Annotated in this window: 15 protein-coding genes and 2 pseudogenes; 8 read left to right on the top strand and 9 right to left on the bottom strand. The window is 73.6% G+C overall.

Features of this window, described 5'->3' with window-relative positions:
• Both K7G60_RS21940 and K7G60_RS21935 read left to right on the top strand, forming a co-directional pair.
• Positions 1-168, top strand: a pseudogene (locus K7G60_RS21940) (FtsW/RodA/SpoVE family cell cycle protein); the annotation flags it as partial.
• Positions 169-194: 26 nt separating this feature from the next.
• Positions 195-1673, top strand: a complete 1479-nt coding sequence (locus tag K7G60_RS21935; RefSeq protein WP_225802636.1) for a penicillin-binding transpeptidase domain-containing protein — start codon at positions 195-197, stop codon at positions 1671-1673.
• 35 nt (positions 1674-1708) lie between these two features.
• Here the strand turns inward: K7G60_RS21935 and K7G60_RS21930 are convergent, their stop codons facing one another.
• Together K7G60_RS21930 and K7G60_RS21925 are read right to left on the bottom strand one after the other, a co-directional pair.
• Positions 1709-2533, bottom strand: coding sequence for a hypothetical protein (locus tag K7G60_RS21930; protein WP_225802635.1), 825 nt, complete (start codon positions 2531-2533; stop codon positions 1709-1711).
• Between the two features lie 15 nt (positions 2534-2548).
• A complete protein-coding gene (locus tag K7G60_RS21925; protein ID WP_225802634.1) occupies positions 2549-3667 on the bottom strand; it encodes a ferritin-like domain-containing protein in 1119 nt (372 codons plus the stop codon).
• 186 nt (positions 3668-3853) lie between these two features.
• Here K7G60_RS21925 and K7G60_RS21920 point away from each other — a divergent pair, with 186 nt between their 5' ends.
• The 4 genes and pseudogenes from K7G60_RS21920 to K7G60_RS21905 form a co-directional block, all read left to right on the top strand.
• Positions 3854-4576, top strand: coding sequence for a TetR/AcrR family transcriptional regulator (locus K7G60_RS21920; RefSeq protein WP_225802633.1), 723 nt, complete (start codon positions 3854-3856; stop codon positions 4574-4576).
• A 25-nt stretch (positions 4577-4601) separates the two neighbouring features.
• Entirely contained in the window at positions 4602-4883 is a 282-nt protein-coding gene (locus K7G60_RS21915) for a hypothetical protein (protein ID WP_225802632.1), read from the top strand.
• Positions 4884-4957: 74 nt separating this feature from the next.
• A complete protein-coding gene (locus K7G60_RS21910; RefSeq protein WP_225802631.1) occupies positions 4958-6346 on the top strand; it encodes a C40 family peptidase in 1389 nt (462 codons plus the stop codon).
• A 67-nt stretch (positions 6347-6413) separates the two neighbouring features.
• Positions 6414-7361 (top strand): annotated as a pseudogene (locus K7G60_RS21905) (MFS transporter); the annotation flags it as partial.
• A 272-nt stretch (positions 7362-7633) separates the two neighbouring features.
• On the opposite strand, the gene K7G60_RS21900 reads toward K7G60_RS21905, so the two are convergent.
• From K7G60_RS21900 to K7G60_RS21875, 6 genes are all read right to left on the bottom strand, one after another.
• Positions 7634-8164 carry a DUF6584 family protein gene (locus tag K7G60_RS21900; protein ID WP_225802630.1) on the bottom strand — a complete coding sequence of 177 codons (531 nt, stop codon included), beginning with the start codon at positions 8162-8164 and terminating at the stop codon, positions 7634-7636.
• Between the two features lie 96 nt (positions 8165-8260).
• Entirely contained in the window at positions 8261-9496 is a 1236-nt protein-coding gene (locus K7G60_RS21895) for a styrene monooxygenase/indole monooxygenase family protein (protein WP_225802629.1), read from the bottom strand.
• 44 nt (positions 9497-9540) lie between these two features.
• Positions 9541-10224, bottom strand: coding sequence for an ATP/GTP-binding protein (locus tag K7G60_RS21890; protein ID WP_225802628.1), 684 nt, complete (start codon positions 10222-10224; stop codon positions 9541-9543).
• Complete coding sequence (locus K7G60_RS21885; protein ID WP_041134250.1) at positions 10205-10618, bottom strand: DUF742 domain-containing protein; 414 nt, start codon at positions 10616-10618, stop codon at positions 10205-10207. Before K7G60_RS21885 ends, K7G60_RS21890 begins: the two co-directional genes overlap by 20 nt.
• Positions 10619-10623: 5 nt before the next feature.
• Complete coding sequence (locus K7G60_RS21880) at positions 10624-11115, bottom strand: roadblock/LC7 domain-containing protein (RefSeq protein WP_225802627.1); 492 nt, start codon at positions 11113-11115, stop codon at positions 10624-10626.
• Positions 11112-14021 (bottom strand): nitrate- and nitrite sensing domain-containing protein, encoded by a 2910-nt coding sequence (locus K7G60_RS21875; RefSeq protein ID WP_225802626.1) that lies wholly within the window; start codon positions 14019-14021, stop codon positions 11112-11114. Before K7G60_RS21875 ends, K7G60_RS21880 begins: the two co-directional genes overlap by 4 nt.
• Positions 14022-14391: 370 nt before the next feature.
• Here K7G60_RS21875 and K7G60_RS21870 point away from each other — a divergent pair, with 370 nt between their 5' ends.
• Entirely contained in the window at positions 14392-15222 is an 831-nt protein-coding gene (locus K7G60_RS21870; RefSeq protein ID WP_225802625.1) for a protein phosphatase 2C domain-containing protein, read from the top strand.
• On the opposite strand, the gene K7G60_RS21865 is transcribed toward K7G60_RS21870, so the two are convergent.
• Positions 15200-15682: a MarR family winged helix-turn-helix transcriptional regulator gene (locus K7G60_RS21865; RefSeq protein WP_225802624.1), complete on the bottom strand. Its 483-nt coding sequence runs from the start codon at positions 15680-15682 to the stop codon at positions 15200-15202. The genes K7G60_RS21870 and K7G60_RS21865 overlap by 23 nt on opposite strands.
• A 235-nt stretch (positions 15683-15917) precedes the next feature.
• Here K7G60_RS21865 and K7G60_RS21860 point away from each other — a divergent pair, with 235 nt between their 5' ends.
• A complete protein-coding gene (locus K7G60_RS21860; RefSeq protein WP_225802623.1) occupies positions 15918-16760 on the top strand; it encodes a lysozyme in 843 nt (280 codons plus the stop codon).
• Positions 16761-16914: the final 154 nt, after the last annotated feature.

Below are 16914 nucleotides of genomic sequence, written 5' to 3'. Positions count from 1 at the left end.
CCGCTGACCGGCATGGCGATGCCGTTCCTGGCCCAGGGCGGTTCCTCGGTCGTCACCAACTGGGTGATCGTCGCGCTCCTCATCCGGGTCAGCGACTCGGCCCGCGCGCCCCGGCCGGAAGCGGCCGACACCGGGGAGCTCGCCAAGGTCGGGGAGGTCGCGCGGTGAAGGACTCCGGCAGCCGGGGAGGCCCGATGGTCCGGTACATCCGGCGCGCGGCGGCGCTCTGTCTCGTCCTCCTGGCGGCGCTGCTCGTCAACGCCGCCCGCGTCATGGTCTTCGAGGCCGAGTCCCTCGACGACGACCCGGCCAACCGGCGGATCGCGATCGACCGGTACGCCCGGCCGCGCGGCGAGATCGTCGTCGACGGGAAGCCGGTGACCGGCTCCCGGGACAGCGGGCAGCAGCTGCGCTGGGAACGGACGTACGAGCAGGGGCCGTTGTACGCGCCGCTGACCGGCTACGCCTCCCAGACGTACGGCACGACGCTCGTCGAGCACGCCGAGGACGAGATCCTCGCGGGCACCGACCCGATGCTGGCGCCGCTGCCCCTCTGGGACGACCTCACCCGCGGCCGGCGGCCCGGCGGCGACGTGGTGACGACGATCCGCGCGCCGATGCAGGAGGCCGCCTTCCGGGGGCTCGACGGGAAGCGGGGCGCGGTCGTGGCGATCGAGCCGTCCAGCGGCCGGATCCTCGCGCTCGTCAGCTCGCCCTCGTACGACCCGGGGGTCCTCTCCGGAACCGGGCGGGCCGTCAAGGACGCCTGGCGGCGGCTGAACGCCTCGCCGAGCCAGCCGATGCTGAACCGGGCGCTGCGGCAGACGTACCCGCCGGGCTCCACCTTCAAGATCGTGACGGCCGCGGCGGCCCTGGACGCGGGGGTGGTGCGGGACGTGGAGGCGCCGACGGAGACCCCTGACCCGTTCGTGCTGCCCGGCACCCGGCAGGTGCTGCCGAACGAGGCGAAGGGCTGCGGCGACGCCTCGCTCGCGTACGCGATCCAGTGGTCGTGCAACACGGTGATGGCCGGACTCGGGGTGGAGGTGGGCCTGCCGGGGATGGTCGAGGCGGTGGAGCGGTTCGGCTTCAACGACACGGGGCTGCGGGTGCCGTCCTGGGTGGCGAAGTCCAACTTCGACCGGGAGATGAGCCCGGACCAGCTGGCGCTGTCGTCGATCGGGCAGTTCGACACGACGGCGACCCCGCTCCAGATGGCGATGGTGGCGGCGGCCGTCGCCAACAACGGGGAGATCGCCCATCCGTACCTCGTCGACCGCACGACGACCTCCGGCGGCACGACCGTGAACCGCACGACCCGCCGCAGCCACCGGCAGGCGATGAGCCCCGCCACGGCGATGCAGCTCCAGCGGCTGATGGTGCGGGCCGTGAAAGAGGGGACGGGGACGAACGCGGCGATCCCCGGGGCCCGGGTCGGCGGCAAGACGGGCACCGCCCAGCACGGCTTCGGCAACACGGGTACGCCGTACGCCTGGTTCATCGCCTGGGCGCAGGCGGACGACGCGGCCCAGCCGGCGGTGGCGGTGGCGGTCGTCGTCGAGGACGCGGAGGCCTCCCGCACGGACATCAGCGGGGGCGGCAGCGCGGCGCCGGTCGCGAAGGCGGTGATGGAGGAGGCGCTGAGGCTGGAGGCGGAGGCGCGGAATCCGTAGGCCCGTCCCCCGCGCTTCCCACCCCCTGCCCGGGGTCAGCCGATCGGCTTGCGGATCTCGGCGCGGACCCTGACCGTGGTCTCGGCGAGTTCGGCCAGGTCGATGTCCCCCGGGTCGGCGGCGACCGTCCCGGGGGTGACGAGGGCCACGGCGGCCGCGGTGTTGTCGTCGCCCCAGGCGCACATGGGGAGCGTGGTCGTGCCGAGGCCGTCCTTCGACGTGGTGACCTGGCAGCTGACGGTCACGCCGTACCCGGCGGGGGTGAAGTCCCTGGGCCGGACGGCGAGCGTGGAGCCCTTCTCCGTGGCGGCACCCCGGAGGATGGACGCACGGGTGGCCCCGCCGTTCTTGATGCGTCCGTACATTCCGGAGAGGACGAGGGTGGCCCCGTCCTTGCCGCTGTACTGCCCGACCGCCGCGCGGGCGTCCTTGACGGTGAAGTCGGGGGTGTCCTCGATCTCCTTGCCCTGGGTGTCGGAGAGGTCGGAGGCGAGGGTGTACCGGCCGGCGAGGAGGCTCTGGGGGACGACGAGCCGGTGCGTCGCCTCGGGGAAGGAGCCGGTGACGCCGTCGAGCCCGGCCCTGACCCCGTAGCCGAGACCGCCGACCACGACCAGGGAGCCGAGGACGAGGGCGACGACCGCTCCGGTCGACAGCTTCTTCTTCGGCGGCGGCCCCATGGGCGGCTGCCCCCAGGCCCCCGCGCCCGGCCCCGGGTACTGCGGAGGGTGGCCCTGCGGGGGTCCGGAGGGACCGGGCTGCTGCGGCGCCCCGAACGCGCCGGGCTGCTGCGGGGGCGGTACGGGTCCGCCGTACGGGTGGTGGGGCGGCGGACTCGACGGAGGCGGCGGCATGGTCATGACGGGCACGCTACGTCACCCCTGTGACACCTCCGCCGCCCCCTCCTCGATCGCGGCCTCCACCTCGGCGACCCGCTCGGCCTCCTCCGCCGCGAACCGTTCGCGGTCCAGCGCCTCGGCGATCTCCTCGTCCTGGCTCATCAGCAGGTCGAGGTTGGAGTCGCCGAGGTCGAAGACGCCCATGTCCAGGTAGGCCTTCTGGAGGCGTGCGCCCCACAGGCCGATGTCCTTGACGCAGGGGACGATCCGGCTGAAGAGGAGCTTGCGGAAGAGGTGCAGGAACTCGCTCTGCTCGCTGAGCTCCTCCGCCTCCTTCTTCGGGATGCCGAAGTTCTCCAGGACCTCGACCCCGCGCAGCCGGTCGCGCATGAGGTGGCAGCCCTCGATGACGAACTCCTCGCGCTCGCGGAGTTCGGCGTCGGTGAGCTGCTTGTAGTGGTCGCGCAGGGCCATCCGTCCGAAGGCGACGTGCCGGGCCTCGTCCTGCATCACGTACGCGAGGATCTGCTTCGGCAGCGGCTTGTCGGTGGTGTCGCGGATCATGCCGAAGGCGGCGAGGGCGAGGCCCTCGATGAGGACCTGCATGCCGAGGTAGGGCATGTCCCAGCGGGAGTCGCGCAGGGTGTCGTCGAGGAGGCCCTTGAGGTCGTCGTTGATCGGGTACAGCATCCCGATCTTCTCGTGGAGGAAGCGGCCGTAGATCTCGGCGTGCCGGGCCTCGTCCATGGTCTGGGTGGCCGAATAGAACTTGGCGTCCAGGTCGGGGACGGACTCGACGATCCTGGCGGCGCAGATCATGGCGCCCTGCTCGCCGTGGAGGAACTGGCTGAACTGCCAGGAGGAGTAGTGCCGGCGCAGGTCGCCCTTGTCCTTCTCGGTCATCTTCGCCCAGTGGCGGGTGCCGTGGAGGGTCAGGACCTCGTCGGGGGTGCCGAGCGGGTCGTACGGGTCGACCTCGATGCCCCAGTCGATCCGGGTGGCGCCGTCCCACTGCTTGTCCTTGCCCTTCTGATAGAGGGCGAGGAGGCGTTCGCGGCCGTCGTCGTAGTCCCAGGAGAAGCGGGCGGCGCCGGCGGCGGGAACCTCCCAGACGGGTCCGGCGGGGGCGTTCACGTAGAGGTCGTGCGTCGACACTGACGACTCCTTCCGTCCGTTTGCAGCAGGCTCACACGTTGGTAGACGGATCGTCAACAAGTCGCGCACGCCGGATCGGAGGCCTGCGCGCCCGGCGCGGAGGTCTCACCGCCCGTACGGGACCCCGGTCCCGGAAGGCCCGGGGCCCGCCACCCGGGGACCCGCCCCGCGGTTACGCTGCGGTCCATGACGAGCGCCGCCACCCCCGCGTACCGCAGGCTCAGCGTCGAGGAGCGACGCGGGCAGCTCCTCGACACCGCCCAGGGGCTCTTCGCCCACCGGGCGCCCGAGGACGTCTCGCTCGACGACGTCGCCGAGGCGGCCGGCGTCTCGCGGCCCCTCGTCTACCGCTACTTCCCCGGCGGCAAGCAGCAGCTGTACGAGGCGGCCCTGCGCTCCTCGGCCGACGCCCTGAACCGCTGCTTCACCGAGCCGCCGACCGGGCCGCCGACGGAGCGGCTCGGCCGGGTGCTCGACCGCTACCTGGCCTTCGTCGACGGGCACGACGCCGGGTTCAGCGCGCTGCTCCGCGGCGGCAGCGTCGCCGAGACCTCCCGGACCTCCGCGATCGTGGACGAGGTGCGGCGGGCCGCCGCCGAGCAGATCCTCGTCCACCTCGGGGCGGAGCGGCCCGGCCTCCGGCTCGGGATGCTCGTCCGGACGTGGATCGCCGCCGTCGAGGCGGCCTCGCTCATCTGGCTCGACGGGGGGAAGCGGCCGTCGGCGCCGGAGCTGCGGGACTGGCTCGTCGACCATCTCCTCGCCCTGCTCGCGGCGACCGCGGCGAGCGACGAGGAGACGGCGGGGGTCGTGAAGCGGCTCCTCGCCCAGGAGTCCCCCGAGGGGCCGGTGGCGGAGCTGGCCCGGCGGGTGATCCCGGTGGTGGGCGAGGCGGCGCACCTGCTGTGAGGCGGGGCCGGGAGAGACTGTGGGGGTGAGAAGCGAGAACACCCCCTTCCGCGGCGGCCCCCTCGACGGCCGGGTCCTGCCGATCCTGCTCGGCCCGACCGGCCATCCCCCGAAGTGGTACGAGGTCCCCGTCCCGGCGCACGACGGGCATCCGCCGATTTTGTACGCCTACCGGCGCGAGCCCGCGGGCTACACGAAGCGGCTCGGGCTCCAGCGCGGCTGGGTCTACGTGTACGTCCCCGAGGGGCGGGAGCGGCGCGAGCTGAAGTGGCCGTGGTCGAAGCCGGCGCCGAAGCCGAACGGGTGACGCGGAGGGGCACGCCCCGATTCGTACGGTAATCGCATGAAGTGACTTGTCATCATCCCTCTGGAGGTGGTGACGTGTCGCGAAGGCTGCTGCGCACGGTCTGCACGGGGGCGCTCGCCGCGGCGACGGCGCTCACGGGGATGCTCCCGGCGGCGGGCGCCGCCCCGGACCCGCCCGCGGACCCTCCGAGGGAGGCCCCGATCGCCTGGGCGGACCCGGCGGCGGAACCGGTCGGGCCGGTCGACCCCGCCGCACCGGACCCGGCGGGGACGGACCCGGGTGCGGACGCGGATCCCGGCACGGACGCGGATCCCGATACGGACGCGGATCCCGGCACGGATCCGACCGACACCGCCGCCCCGGCTCCCCCGTCCGCCTCCCCCACGCCCCCTCCCCCCGTCGAGGACGACGCCGCCGCGCTTCCCGCTCCCGGCGGAAGCTCCGTCGGCGGGCTGCTCACCCGGCTGCGGACGCTGTACCAGCAGGCCGAGGCGGCGACCGAGCGGTACAACGCCGCGGAGGAGGCGCTGAAGCGCCAGGCCGCCGACACGAAGAAGGTCACCGCCCGGCTCACCGCCGCGCGGACGGCACTGGCACAGGGCCGTGCCGCGGCGGGACGGATCGCCCGGGACCAGTACCAGGGCAGGTCCGAGCTCTCCTCGTTCCCCTCGTACCTGCGGCTGCTCTTCGCCGCGGACCCCCGGTCGGCCCTGGACGAGGGACACCTGATGGCCCGCGCCGCCCGCGACCGGGCCACCGCCGTCTCCCGGCTCACCAGGGCCGAGCGGCAGGCCGGCAGCCTCGCGAGCGCCTCCCGCAAGGCCCTGGACCGGCAGCAGGGGCTCGCCGCCGCGCAGCGCACCCGACGCGACGAGGTGCGGGCCAAGCTCCTGGAGGTGGAGAAGCTGCTCGCCGCCCTGTCGCCGGAGCAGTTGACCCGGCTCACCGAGCTGGAACGGGTCCAGACCGCCGGCGCGCAGCGCGAACTGCTCGACTCCGGGGTCCTGGACGGCCCGCGCACCCCGTCCCGGGCGGGCGCGGAGGCGCTGCGCTTCGCGGTGGAGCAGATCGGCAAGCCGTACGAGTGGGGGGCGGAGGGCCCGGAGGCGTACGACTGCTCGGGGCTGACGCAGCGGGCGTGGGCGGCGGCCGGCCGGGAGCTGCCGAGGACCAGCCAGGAGCAGTGGGAGACCCTGCCCCGGGTGCCGCTGGCCGAGCTCCGCCCCGGCGACCTGGTGGTCTACTTCCCGGGCGCGACCCACGTGGCCCTCTACCTGGGCGAGGGCCTGGTGGTGCAGGCCCCGCGCCCCGGCGGGAAGGTGAAGGTCTCCCCGCTCGCGGCGAACCCGGTGCTCGGGGCCGTGCGGCCCGACCCGGGGGGGACGCCCCTGAAGACGTACGCCCCGCCCGAGCTTCCCGAGGGCGCGAGGGACGGCGGGGACGAGGGCTACGACCGGAGCTGAACTCCCACCCGGTGCATACCCCTTGCTCTTGCGAGTAATAAGCAACAAGCTTGACGGGTCCTTACCGATGGCCGATCGCCCCTACCGGACACGGAGCCCCGTCATGCCCGGACCGCTGCCGGACACCCGGCCCCAACGCGCCCTCACCGCCTCGAACTTCGTCAACGCCGTCGGCAGCGGCCTCTTCCTGACCGCCGGAGTGCTGTACTTCACCCAGGCCGTGCGGCTCCCGGCCGCCACCGTGGGGCTCGGGCTCGGTATCGCCGGGCTCCTCTCGCTGGCCGTGGGAATCGCCGTCGGTCACCTCGCGGACCGGCGCGGGGCGCGCGGGGTCCTCGTGACCACGCTGGCGGTGCAGGCACTCGCCACGGCGGCCTTCGTGCTCGCCGACAGCTTCTGGCCGTTCGTCCTCGCCGTCTCCGCGGCCACCGGCGCGAAGGCGGCCGGCCTCGCCGCCCGGGCGCCGCTCGTCCGGCACCACGGAGGGGAACGACCGCAGGAGTTCCGCGCCTACCTGCGGGCCGTGACCAACGTCGGCATCTCCTTCGGCGCGCTCCTCGCGGGATGGGCGGTCCAGGCCGGCACCCTCGGCGCCTACCAGGTCCTGGTCGCCGGGAACGCCTTCGCGTTCGCGGCCTCCGCCGCCGTCCTGTCGCTGCTGCCGCCCCTCGCCCCCGCGCCCACCGCCCGCGGACCCCGGTGGATCGCGCTGCGGGACCGGCCGTACCTGGCGCTCACCGCGCTCGACGGCGTCATGGCGGTCCAGTTCAAGGTGCTCACCGTCGCGATCCCGCTCTGGCTGGTGGGATCCACCACCGCCCCGCACTGGCTGGTCTCCGGCACCATGCTCGCCAACACCGTCCTCGTCGTCGGCCTCCAGGTGCGGGCGAGCCGCGGTGTCGACTCGCCCCGGGCCGGCGGCCGCGCCTACCGGCGCGCGGGAGCGGCCTTCCTCGTCTCCTGCGCCCTCGTCGCGCTCTCCGCCGGGACGCCCGTCGGGGTGGCGGTCGCCCTGCTGCTGACCGCCGTGGTGGTCCACACGGTCGGCGAACTCTGGCACGCGGCGGGCGGCTTCGAGGTCTCGTACGCCCTCGCACCGCCCCACGCCACCGGTCAGTACCTGGGCGTCTTCGGCCTGGGCGCCGGTCTCTCCGAGGCCCTCGGGCCCGGACTGCTCATCGCGCTCTGCATCGGCTGGGGCCGCCCCGGCTGGTTCGCCGTGGGCGCCCTCTTCGCCCTGACCGGCCTCCTGACCCCGCTCGCCGTCCGGCGCGCGGAGGCGGGCCGTCAGTCGCTGAAGAGGGAGACGACCCCGAGCACCCAGACGTACCCGAAGGCGACCGTGCCCACCAGGCAGCCGGCACCCGCCAGGACACCGCCGAGCGACCACCCGCCGGCCTCCGGCGCGTACTCCTCGTCCGCGTCCTCGTCGTAGGAGGCGGGGTCGTCCCAGTCGACCGGCCGCCCCAGCTCCTCGGCACGGGCCGTCCGCACGGCCGCCAGCTGCCGCTCGGCGAACGCGGTGGCGGCCCGCGCCTCGGGCCCGTGCCACGCGAGGGCCTTCATGCGCCGCGCGGGAGACCCGTACCGCTCCTCGAAGGCGGCGGTCTCGTCCGGGCGCCGGTCCTCCTCGAGGTACGACCACCGCCCCGCCTCCGCCGCGTCCCCGTACAGCCGGTACACCTCGGCCAGCCGGCGGCGGAGGGTCGGGTCGCACGGGAAGGAGGAGACGAGTCCGCGCAGGCGCTGGCGCGCCACCGGCACGCGGCCGGCGGCCAGGTCGGCGTCCACGCGGGCGAGGGTCTGTGACAGGGGCATGCGCCCATCATCAAGCACAGGAAGCAGCCACATCGACCGGATTTCGACGGCCGGCCCCGCATCACGCGGGCACCGGCCGTCGACCGGAAGCCTCGATCAGGCTCCCGCGACCTCGGTCAGGTAGGCGGACGCCTTCTCCGGGTCGAAGAAGAAGTTCTCGAAGTCCGCCGGGTCGTTGAAGCCGTTGGCGAAGCGGTCGGCGACGGGCTGCAGCTGCCCGGCCGCGCCGAGCAGGTTCAGGACGTGCTCCGGCGGGGGCGCCAGCATCGCGTTCGTCCACTTGGTGACGGGCTGGGCCGTCTTCCAGTAGCGGTCGAAGGCGCCCTGCATCCACTCCTCGTCGAAGGGCCTGTCGCCCTGCTCGACGATGGCGGCGAGGTACGCGGCGGCGCACTTGGACGCCGAGTTGGAGCCCTGGCCGGTGATCGGGTCGTTGGCGACGACGACGTCGGCGACGCCGAGGACCAGGCCGCCGCCGGGGAGCCGGCCGATGGGGTTGCGGACGGTCGGCGCGTACCGGCCGGCGAGGGTGCCGCCCGCGTCGGTCAGCTCGACCTTCGTCGCACGCGCGTACTCCCAGGGGGTGAACTTCTCCATCAGCTCCAGCGTCAGCGCCAGGTGCTCGGAGGGGTCCTTGACGCCCTGGAAGACGTCGAGCGGGCCGCCGGGGACGCCCTCCCAGAAGAGGATGTCGGCGCGGCCGCCGGTGGTGAGGGTCGGCATGACGAAGAGCTCGCCGACGCCCGGGACGATGTTGCAGCGGACCGCGTCGAAGTCCGGGTGCTCGGGGCGCGGGCCGAGGCCGTGGACGTACGCGACGGCCAGGGCGCGCTGCGGCTCGCTGTACGGCGAACGGGACGCGTCCCGGCCGAACATGGAGACCAGCTCGCCCTTCCCGGCCGCGACGAGCACCAGGTCGTAGCTGCGGGAGAAGTAGTCCAGGTCGCCGACGGCCGCGCCGTGGATCACCAGCTGGCCGCCGCGCTGGGCGAAGGTGTCCATCCAGCCGGCCATCTTCACGCGCTGGTCCACGGACTGGGCGTAGCCGTCGAGCCTGCCGACCCAGTCGATGACGCGGGCGGACTCGGGGCCGGCGACGGAGACGCCGAGGCCCTCGATCTTCGGGGCCTGGGACTCCCAGAAGTTGAGGCCGAGGTCCCGCTCGTGCTGGAGGGCGGTGTCGAACATGCACTGCGTGGACATGACCCGGCCGGTCCGGATCTCGTCCGCGGTCCGGTTCGACATGAGGGTGACCTCGTACCCCTGCGACTGGAGTCCGAGGGCGAGCTGCAGGCCGGACTGGCCGGCGCCGACTATGAGTATCTTCCGCATGGGCGGGGCTCCTGGCGTGACGGGACGAACTGTTCGGGGACGGGCTATTCGGGCGTGGCGTCGAGGGCGTGCGCGACCATCGCGAGCAGGGTCTCGACGACGCTGTACCGCTTGCGCGCGTCCATGATCACCACGGGCACGTGCGCGGGCACCGTCAGAGCCTCCCGCACGTCGTCCGCCTCGAACAGCTCCGTGCCCTCGAAGTGGTTGACGGCCACGATGTACGGCAGCCCGCAGCTCTCGAAGTAGTCGAGCGCCGGGAAGCAGTCGGTGAGCCGGCGGGTGTCCGCGAGCACGATCGCCCCGATCGCCCCGCGCACCAGGTCGTCCCACATGAACCAGAAGCGCTGCTGCCCCGGCGTGCCGAAGACGTACAGCACCAGGTCGTTGTCGAGGGTGATCCGGCCGAAGTCCATCGCCACCGTGGTGGTGAGCTTGTCCGGGGTGGCGGTGAGGTCGTCGGTGTCCTCGCTCGCCCGCGTCATCAGCGCCTCGGTCTGGAGCGGGGTGATCTCCGAGACGGCGCGGACGAAGGTGGTCTTGCCGACGCCGAAGCCGCCCGCGACGACGATCTTCGTCGCGATCGGGGCGCGGGAGTGGTCGAGCTGCCAGTCCTGCGCGCCCTCTTCGGCGTCGAGCACGGGATCCTCGGGCCCCGGCTGGGCGGGGATGCCGGCGACCGCCGGCTTTTCGGAGACGGCGGTGGCGTCAGAGACGACGGAGTCCACTCAGCACCCTTTCGAGGAGCGCGCGGTCGGGCTGGCCGGTGCCGTGACCGGTCCCGTACACACGGATCTTTCCCTGGTCGGCCAGGTCGCTGAGCAGCACCCGGACGACCCCCAACGGCATCTTCAGAAGCGCCGAGATCTCCGCGACCGTCCGCATCCGGCGGCAGATCTCGACGATGGCCCGCATCTCCGGCATCAGGCCGCGGGCGGCGGGCCCGCCGTCCGTCAGGACCTTGCGGGCGGCGGGCGCTTCGAGCGCGGCCACGAAGGTCTCGACGAGCAGGATGTGGCCGAAGCGGGTCCGGCCGCCGGTCAGCGAGTACGGGCGCACGCGCGCGGGGCGCCGCCCCTCGCCCCGTACCGGCAGCTTGAAGGCGTGATGAGCCGAGGACATGGCCGTCACTGGGTGCTCTCCATCGATTTGCGCAGCTCGCTGCGGACTTCGGGGGTGAGTACGTGACCGGCGCGGCCCACGAAGAGCGCCATGTGGTACGCCACGACGCTCATGTCGCAGTCGGGGGTGGCGTGCACGCCGAGCAGCGAGCCGTCGCTGATCGACATGACGAAGACGCTGCCCTCCTCCATCGCCACCATCGTCTGCTTGACCCCACCGCCGTCCATCAGCCGGGCCGCCCCGACGGTGAGGCTGCCGATGCCGGAGACGATGGTGGCCAGATCGGCGCTGGAGCCGCGCGGCCCGTCAGGACGGCCGGCACCCGCGGCGACCGTCGTCGCCTGCTGGGTGGCCGGATCCGACGAGAGCAGCATCAGGCCGTCGGAGGAGACGACGGCCACCGAGCGGACACCCGGGACCTCCTCCACCAGATTTCCCAGCAGCCATTGCAGGTTGCGGGCTTCCGTGCTCAGTCCGAACGTTCCCGTCGCGGTCAACTGCGTGCCTCCTCGACTGTGTCCCCCGTCTTCTCCCCTGTACGTGCGGTCTTCGTGGCTTCTATGTGCGCCGCGCCCAGCTCCGCCTCCACGTCCCGGCGCCCGGCCTTGGCTCCCTGGTGGAAGCCGCCGAGCCGGCGGCGCAGGGCCTCCGCGTCCACGCCGCCCTGGCGGGGCGTGGCGGGTGCGGAGGGCTGACGGACCACCTGCGGGGTCCGCTTGGGCAGCCCCTTGTCGGTGACCCGCTCCCACTGCGCGGGGCGCGGACCGGGCACCGCCCCGTCGGCGGCGGTCGCCTCGACGTGGGCCGCCTCCTCGCCGTCGGCGGCGCGCTCGTGGGTGTCCGGTTCCGGCGGCGGGTCGGGCAGCCGGACCTGGAGCGTGGTCTCGGAGACGGACTCGTAGGAGGCCTCGGGCGCCGGGGGCTCGGGGGCGTACGGCGCCTCGGGCGCGGCCTCCGGCTCGGGCTCCGGGGCGTACGACCGCTCCGGGGCGTGGGCCGCTTCCGGCTCGGGGGCGTACGCGGGCTCGGGCGCCGAGGGCTCCGGGGCGTACGCCGACTCGGGCGCGGCCTCCGGCTCCGGGGCGTAGGCCGCTTCCGGCTCCGGTTCCCCCGGCTGCTCCGCCTCCGCCGCCAGGAACGCGGCCTCCGCCGCCTCCACCAGGGGGTCACGGTGCCGGGACGGCAGGGTGTTGGAGTTGGCCTCCGCGACCGAGCCGGGCAGCTGGATCACGGGCGTGGCGCCGGCGACCCGTACGGGCTCCGACACGGCCGTCGGCGGGGTGGTGGGCAGCAGGGACAGCGGCAGGACCACGACGGCCGCCGTGCCGCCCTGCTTCTGCTCGCGCAGCTCGACGCGCACCCCGTGGCGGGCGGCGAGCAGGGCGACGACCCGCATGCCGAGCCCCTCGCCGTCGAAGGCCTCCGGGTCGGCCTCGGCGAGGCGCGCGTTGAGCTCGGCGGACCGGGAGGCGGTCATGCCGATGCCCGCGTCCTGCACGGAGAGCATCACCTCTCCGCTCTCCAGGAGCCAGCCGGAGAGCTGGACCTCGGCGTCGGGCGGCGAGAAGGAGGTGGCGTTCTCCAGGAGTTCCGCGACCAGGTGGCTCAGGTCGTCCGCGGCGAAGCCGGCGACCTGGGCGTGCGGCGGCAGCGACTGGATGGTGACCCGCTCGTACCGCTCGATCTCGCTGACGGCGGCGCGCAACACGTCGACGAGCGGGACGGGCCCGGCGTGGCCGTGGACGTGCTCGTGGCCGGCGAGGACGAGGAGGTTCTCGCTGTGGCGGCGCATGACGGTCGCCATGTGGTCGAGCTTGAAGAGGGTCGCGAGGCGGTCCGGGTCCTGCTCGCGCTCCTCCAGCTTCTCGATGACGCCGAGCTGCCGCTCGACGAGCCCGAGGCTGCGCAGCGAGAGGTTGACGAAGGTGTGGTGGACGGTGCCCCGGAGCCGTTCGAGGTCGGCGGTGAGGAGGGCGACCCGACCCTGGAGGTCGGCGCGCTGGGCGGCGAGTTCCGCGCCGACGGCGTCCTTGGCGGCGGCCAGGTCGGCGCGCTCGTCGGTGAGCCGCTCGGTCTGCGCGGCGAGCCCGGCGAGCTTGCCGTGCAGGGCGTTGAGGGAGCGGACGACCTGGGCGAACTCGTCGTTGCGGCCGGTGAAGCGGACCGCTTCCTCGGCGTGCGGCTCGGGGGCGGCGGCGAGCCGGGCGGCGCCGAGGCGGAGCACGGCGAGCGGCCGGGTGAGGGTGCGGGCGACGTAGGTGGAGATGCCGACCGCGACGAGGAGGCAGCCGCCGAGGAAGGCGATGCGCAGTTCGAGGGCGGTGACGTCGTCGTCGCGGAGCGCGGCGAGGCGTTCGACCCGCTGGGTGGCGAGGGCTGACTCGACGCCGCGCATCTGCTCGACGCGGGCGGAGAGGGCGGCCTCCAGGGCGACCGGGTCCGTGCCGCGCTCGGCCTCGGTCAGCTTGGGCTGGTCGGTGAGGCCGGCGAGGGCGAGCTCGGCGGTCTTGACGTCGGGGCCGGTGACGGTGGCCGCGAGGGAGTCGCGGGCGGTGGAGCCGGCGGCCTGGTCGAAGTCGCCGAGGGCGGCGAGCTCGCGGACGCGGGCCTGCTGGGCGGCCGCGGTGAGGCCGTCGCGGGCCCGTTCGGCCTCGGCGGCGCCCTCGGGCTCGTCGGCGACGTAGGTGCCGGTCCGGGTGTCGTAGTGGACGCCCCCGGTGGGTTCGGGCTGCGGCACGGTGAGCGCGGCGAGGAGCAGGCCGCGGGTGGCGGAGGCCTGTTCGACGGCGCGGCCGAGGGCGGCGGGGGCGCGGGTGGCCTCGGTCAGCGCGGCGTCGGAGGCGCGGGCCGGGGTCTTGTCGGCGAGCTCGTCGGCGAGGGCCTGGAGCTTGTCGATGACGTCGGAGTACGCCTTGTGGGCCTCCAGGGCCGTGCCCTTGCCGGTGAGGGCGGTGCGGCGGACGGAGGGGACGCCGGCGAGGTCGCGGCGGAGTTCGGCGGGGGCGGCGGCCCGGATCTCGTCGATCTGGCGGTCGACGCGGGTGGAGCGCGCGTCGGTGACCTTCCGCCGGTGCTTGGCGTCGCCGCTCTGGGCCTCGCGGCCGGCGGCGATGTACGCCACGACCTCGTCGCGCTCGTCGGCGAGGGAGTGCGCGAGGGTGACGGCCTGCCGGTCGAGTTCGGCGAGGGTGACGAGGCGCTGGGACTCGGTGAGCTCGGCGGAGGCGGCGAGGATCGCGGGGGCTCCGGCGGCGAGGACGGTGACGCCGACGAGGGCGACGCCGGCGACCAGCCGGTTGCGGACGCGCTTGGGCCGGCCGGCGGGGGCCTGCGGCTCACCGGGGGTCTGGCTCTGCGTGCCGTTCTTGCTCCGAGGCCGCTTCTTCTGCACCGGTGCTCGCATTCTTGATTCGTCCGCCGATGAAGCAGAGGTGACGGCCGGTCACATGGAGCGCCCCCACCCCTGGTACGGCTTCCGACCATTCCAGCGCTTCTGGCAAGGGGACGGGCATCGGCCGCTCCGCCACCCGAACGAGTGAACAACACTCAGTAGTTGGCGAACAACTTCCGGAGGTGGATTCCGGGGGCTCGCGCGGGGCGCCGGTTGGATCTTCCGGGCGGGCTTTGGCAGGATGCCCGCCCGCAGCTTCCCGGAGGTGCTCCTTCCGCCTCTCGGGCCGCGTCCGCGAGGTTGGTACAGGCCTTTTCCGGTCATTTGCAGGTCCGGTGAAGGAGACCGGGGAAGAATGCGCGGGGCGGGCAGACTGGATGCCATGCGCAGCGAAGTCGCCTCCCTTCCCGGCAGCCCCGAACGCCCAAATGAGGACTGGGTGGCCGCCGCTCCGACCACCTCGGACGGCGGGGGGACGGTCGTCCTGCTCGACGGCGTCACACCTCCCGCCGGTGATGACGGTTGTGTGCACACGGTCCCGTGGTTCACCGCGCGCCTGGGCGGCGCTTTGACCGAACTGTCCGGTTCCCGCCGAGACATGCCCCTGTCCGAGATCCTGTCGCTGGCGATCCGGCGCACCGCGGACGCCCATCGCGACACCTGTGACCTTTCTCACGTGCGAACGCCTCAGGCGACCGTGGTGCTCGCCCGCTGGGACGAGACCCGGGTCGAGCACCTCGTCCTCTCGGACTCCGTCCTCCTCCTGGAGGCTCCCGACGGGACGGTGCGGGCGGTGCTCGACGACCGGCTCGACCGGGTCCCGGACGAGGTGCGGCGCTCCCTGGAGGCGACGGACCGGCTGCGGAACCGCATGGGCGGCTTCTTCACCGCGGCGGCGGACCCGGCGGTCGCGGCGCGGGCGGTCGCCGGGACGACCCCGCGCGCGGAGGTGCGGGCCCTTGCGGCGCTCACGGACGGGGCGAGCCGCTGGGTGGAGCTGTTCGGCGAGGGCGACTGGACGGACTGCTTCGGCGTGCTGCGCGAGGAGGGTCCGGCCGGCCTGCTCCACCGGGTGCGGACCCTGGAGGCGGCCGACGCGCGGACGGGCGGGCCGCGCCGCTGGAAGCTCCACGACGACGCGACCGCGGTGTACGCGGAGCTGGGGGACCGCCGGGCGGCGGTCCCGCGCGTCAGCCCTCCGAGCGGACGTTGAAGTGGTTCAGGAGGCGGGCCAGTTCGGCGACCTCGGCGCGGTCCCAGTCGGCGAGTTTGCGGACGTAGCGTTCACGCCGGGCGTCGCGGACGCTGCGGAAGCGGCTGCGGCCCTCCTCGGTGAGGCGGACCAGCGAGGCGCGGCCGTCGGCGGGGTCGGGGTCGCGGGCGACGAGCCCGAGGTCCTCCAGGGCGCGGAGCTGGCGGCTCATGGTGGCCTTGCCGACGCCGAAGTAGCCGGCGAGTTCGGTGGCCCGCTGGGGTCCGGCGTCGTCGAGGCGCACGAAGAGGCCGTAGGCGGCCGGCTCCAGTTCGGGGTGGACCTCGCGGGCCATCTCGCCGGACTGGGCGCGGGCGCGGCGCAGAAAGACCGCCAGCTCCCGCTCGAGGGCGAGGAATTCCTGGTCCACACCACCTCCGGCGGTGGCCCGGCCTTCGTTTTCCGTACCGCTTCCGTGCACGTCAGCACCTCCCGCGCGCTTTCCGGTCGCTGAAAGTTTCCTGCCGGGGCGTCCATCGCCGCAGCTCCTTCAGTATTTCGCAGGCGTAGACCAACGGCGGTAACCAGGCCCTCTTCCGCCGGACGGGTCTACGTGCGTAGCGTCTTTCCCGGCAGCCCTGAATGACATGTTCATTCCAGGACGTGTCATGAGGCCTGCCGCCCCCGCTCCCCACCGAGCCTTTCGGAGGCACGCAATGCGTGTGCACAGATCCGGAACGACCCTCGCAGGCGCCGCCCTCGCGGCCCTGGCCCTCCTCCTCCCCCTCGGACTCTCCGGCACCGCCAGCGCGGCCCAGGACCCGGGCACCCGGCAGGCGATCCCCCCGCGCGGCTCCGCCTACATGGGCATGGGCGTGATCGCGCACGACGGCCAGGGCTCCAGGCCCGGCGGCGGCTTCTCCACCCTGGCGGTCCAGACGGAGGGCGTCGACGTCTCCGGCCACCAGGGCAACGTGGCCTGGTCGACCCTGTGGAACAGCGGCGTGAAGTGGGCCTACGTCAAGGCGACGGAAGGCACGTACTACAAGAACACCTACTTCGCGCAGCAGTACAACGGCTCGTACAACGTGGGCATGATCCGCGGCTCGTACCACTTCGCGACCCCGGACACGACCTCCGGCGCCACCCAGGCCGACTACTTCGTCAACAACGGCGGCGGCTGGTCGAGGGACGGCAAGACCCTGCCGGGTGTGCTGGACATCGAGTGGAACCCGTACGGCGCCACCTGCTACGGCAAGACGGCGTCCGGGATGGTCGCCTGGATCCAGGACTTCGTGAACCGCTACCGGTACCGGACGGGCCGCGATCCCGTGATCTACACGGCCACCAGCTGGTGGAAGCAGTGCACCGGCAACTCCGCGGCCTTCGCCTCCACCAACCCGCTGTGGATCGCGCGGTACGCCTCCGAGGTCGGCGAACTCCCGGCCGGCTGGCCGTACTACACGATGTGGCAGTACACGTCCTCCGGCCCGACGGTCGGCGACCACGACAAGTTCAACGGCGACCTCTCGCGGGTCCAGGCGCTCGCGAACGGCTGACCCCCTCCGCCCGACGGCGGCCTCCCGGGTGTGCGGCACCCCGGGGGGCCGCTTTTTCCGTCCACCCCCTTGCTCATTGGTATGGACCAATGCGAGGCTTCCTCCGCCGGTCGCCCGGACCCAACTTCCGTGCGCCCCAAGCGCGTTGCTCGCC

The sequence above is a fragment of the Streptomyces sp. NK15101 genome, assembly GCF_020400725.1.
In the GTDB taxonomy this organism is placed as follows: domain Bacteria; phylum Actinomycetota; class Actinomycetes; order Streptomycetales; family Streptomycetaceae; genus Streptomyces.
Note: the sequence above shows the minus strand (reverse complement) of the source record. Positions and strands in the feature narration are given on the sequence as shown.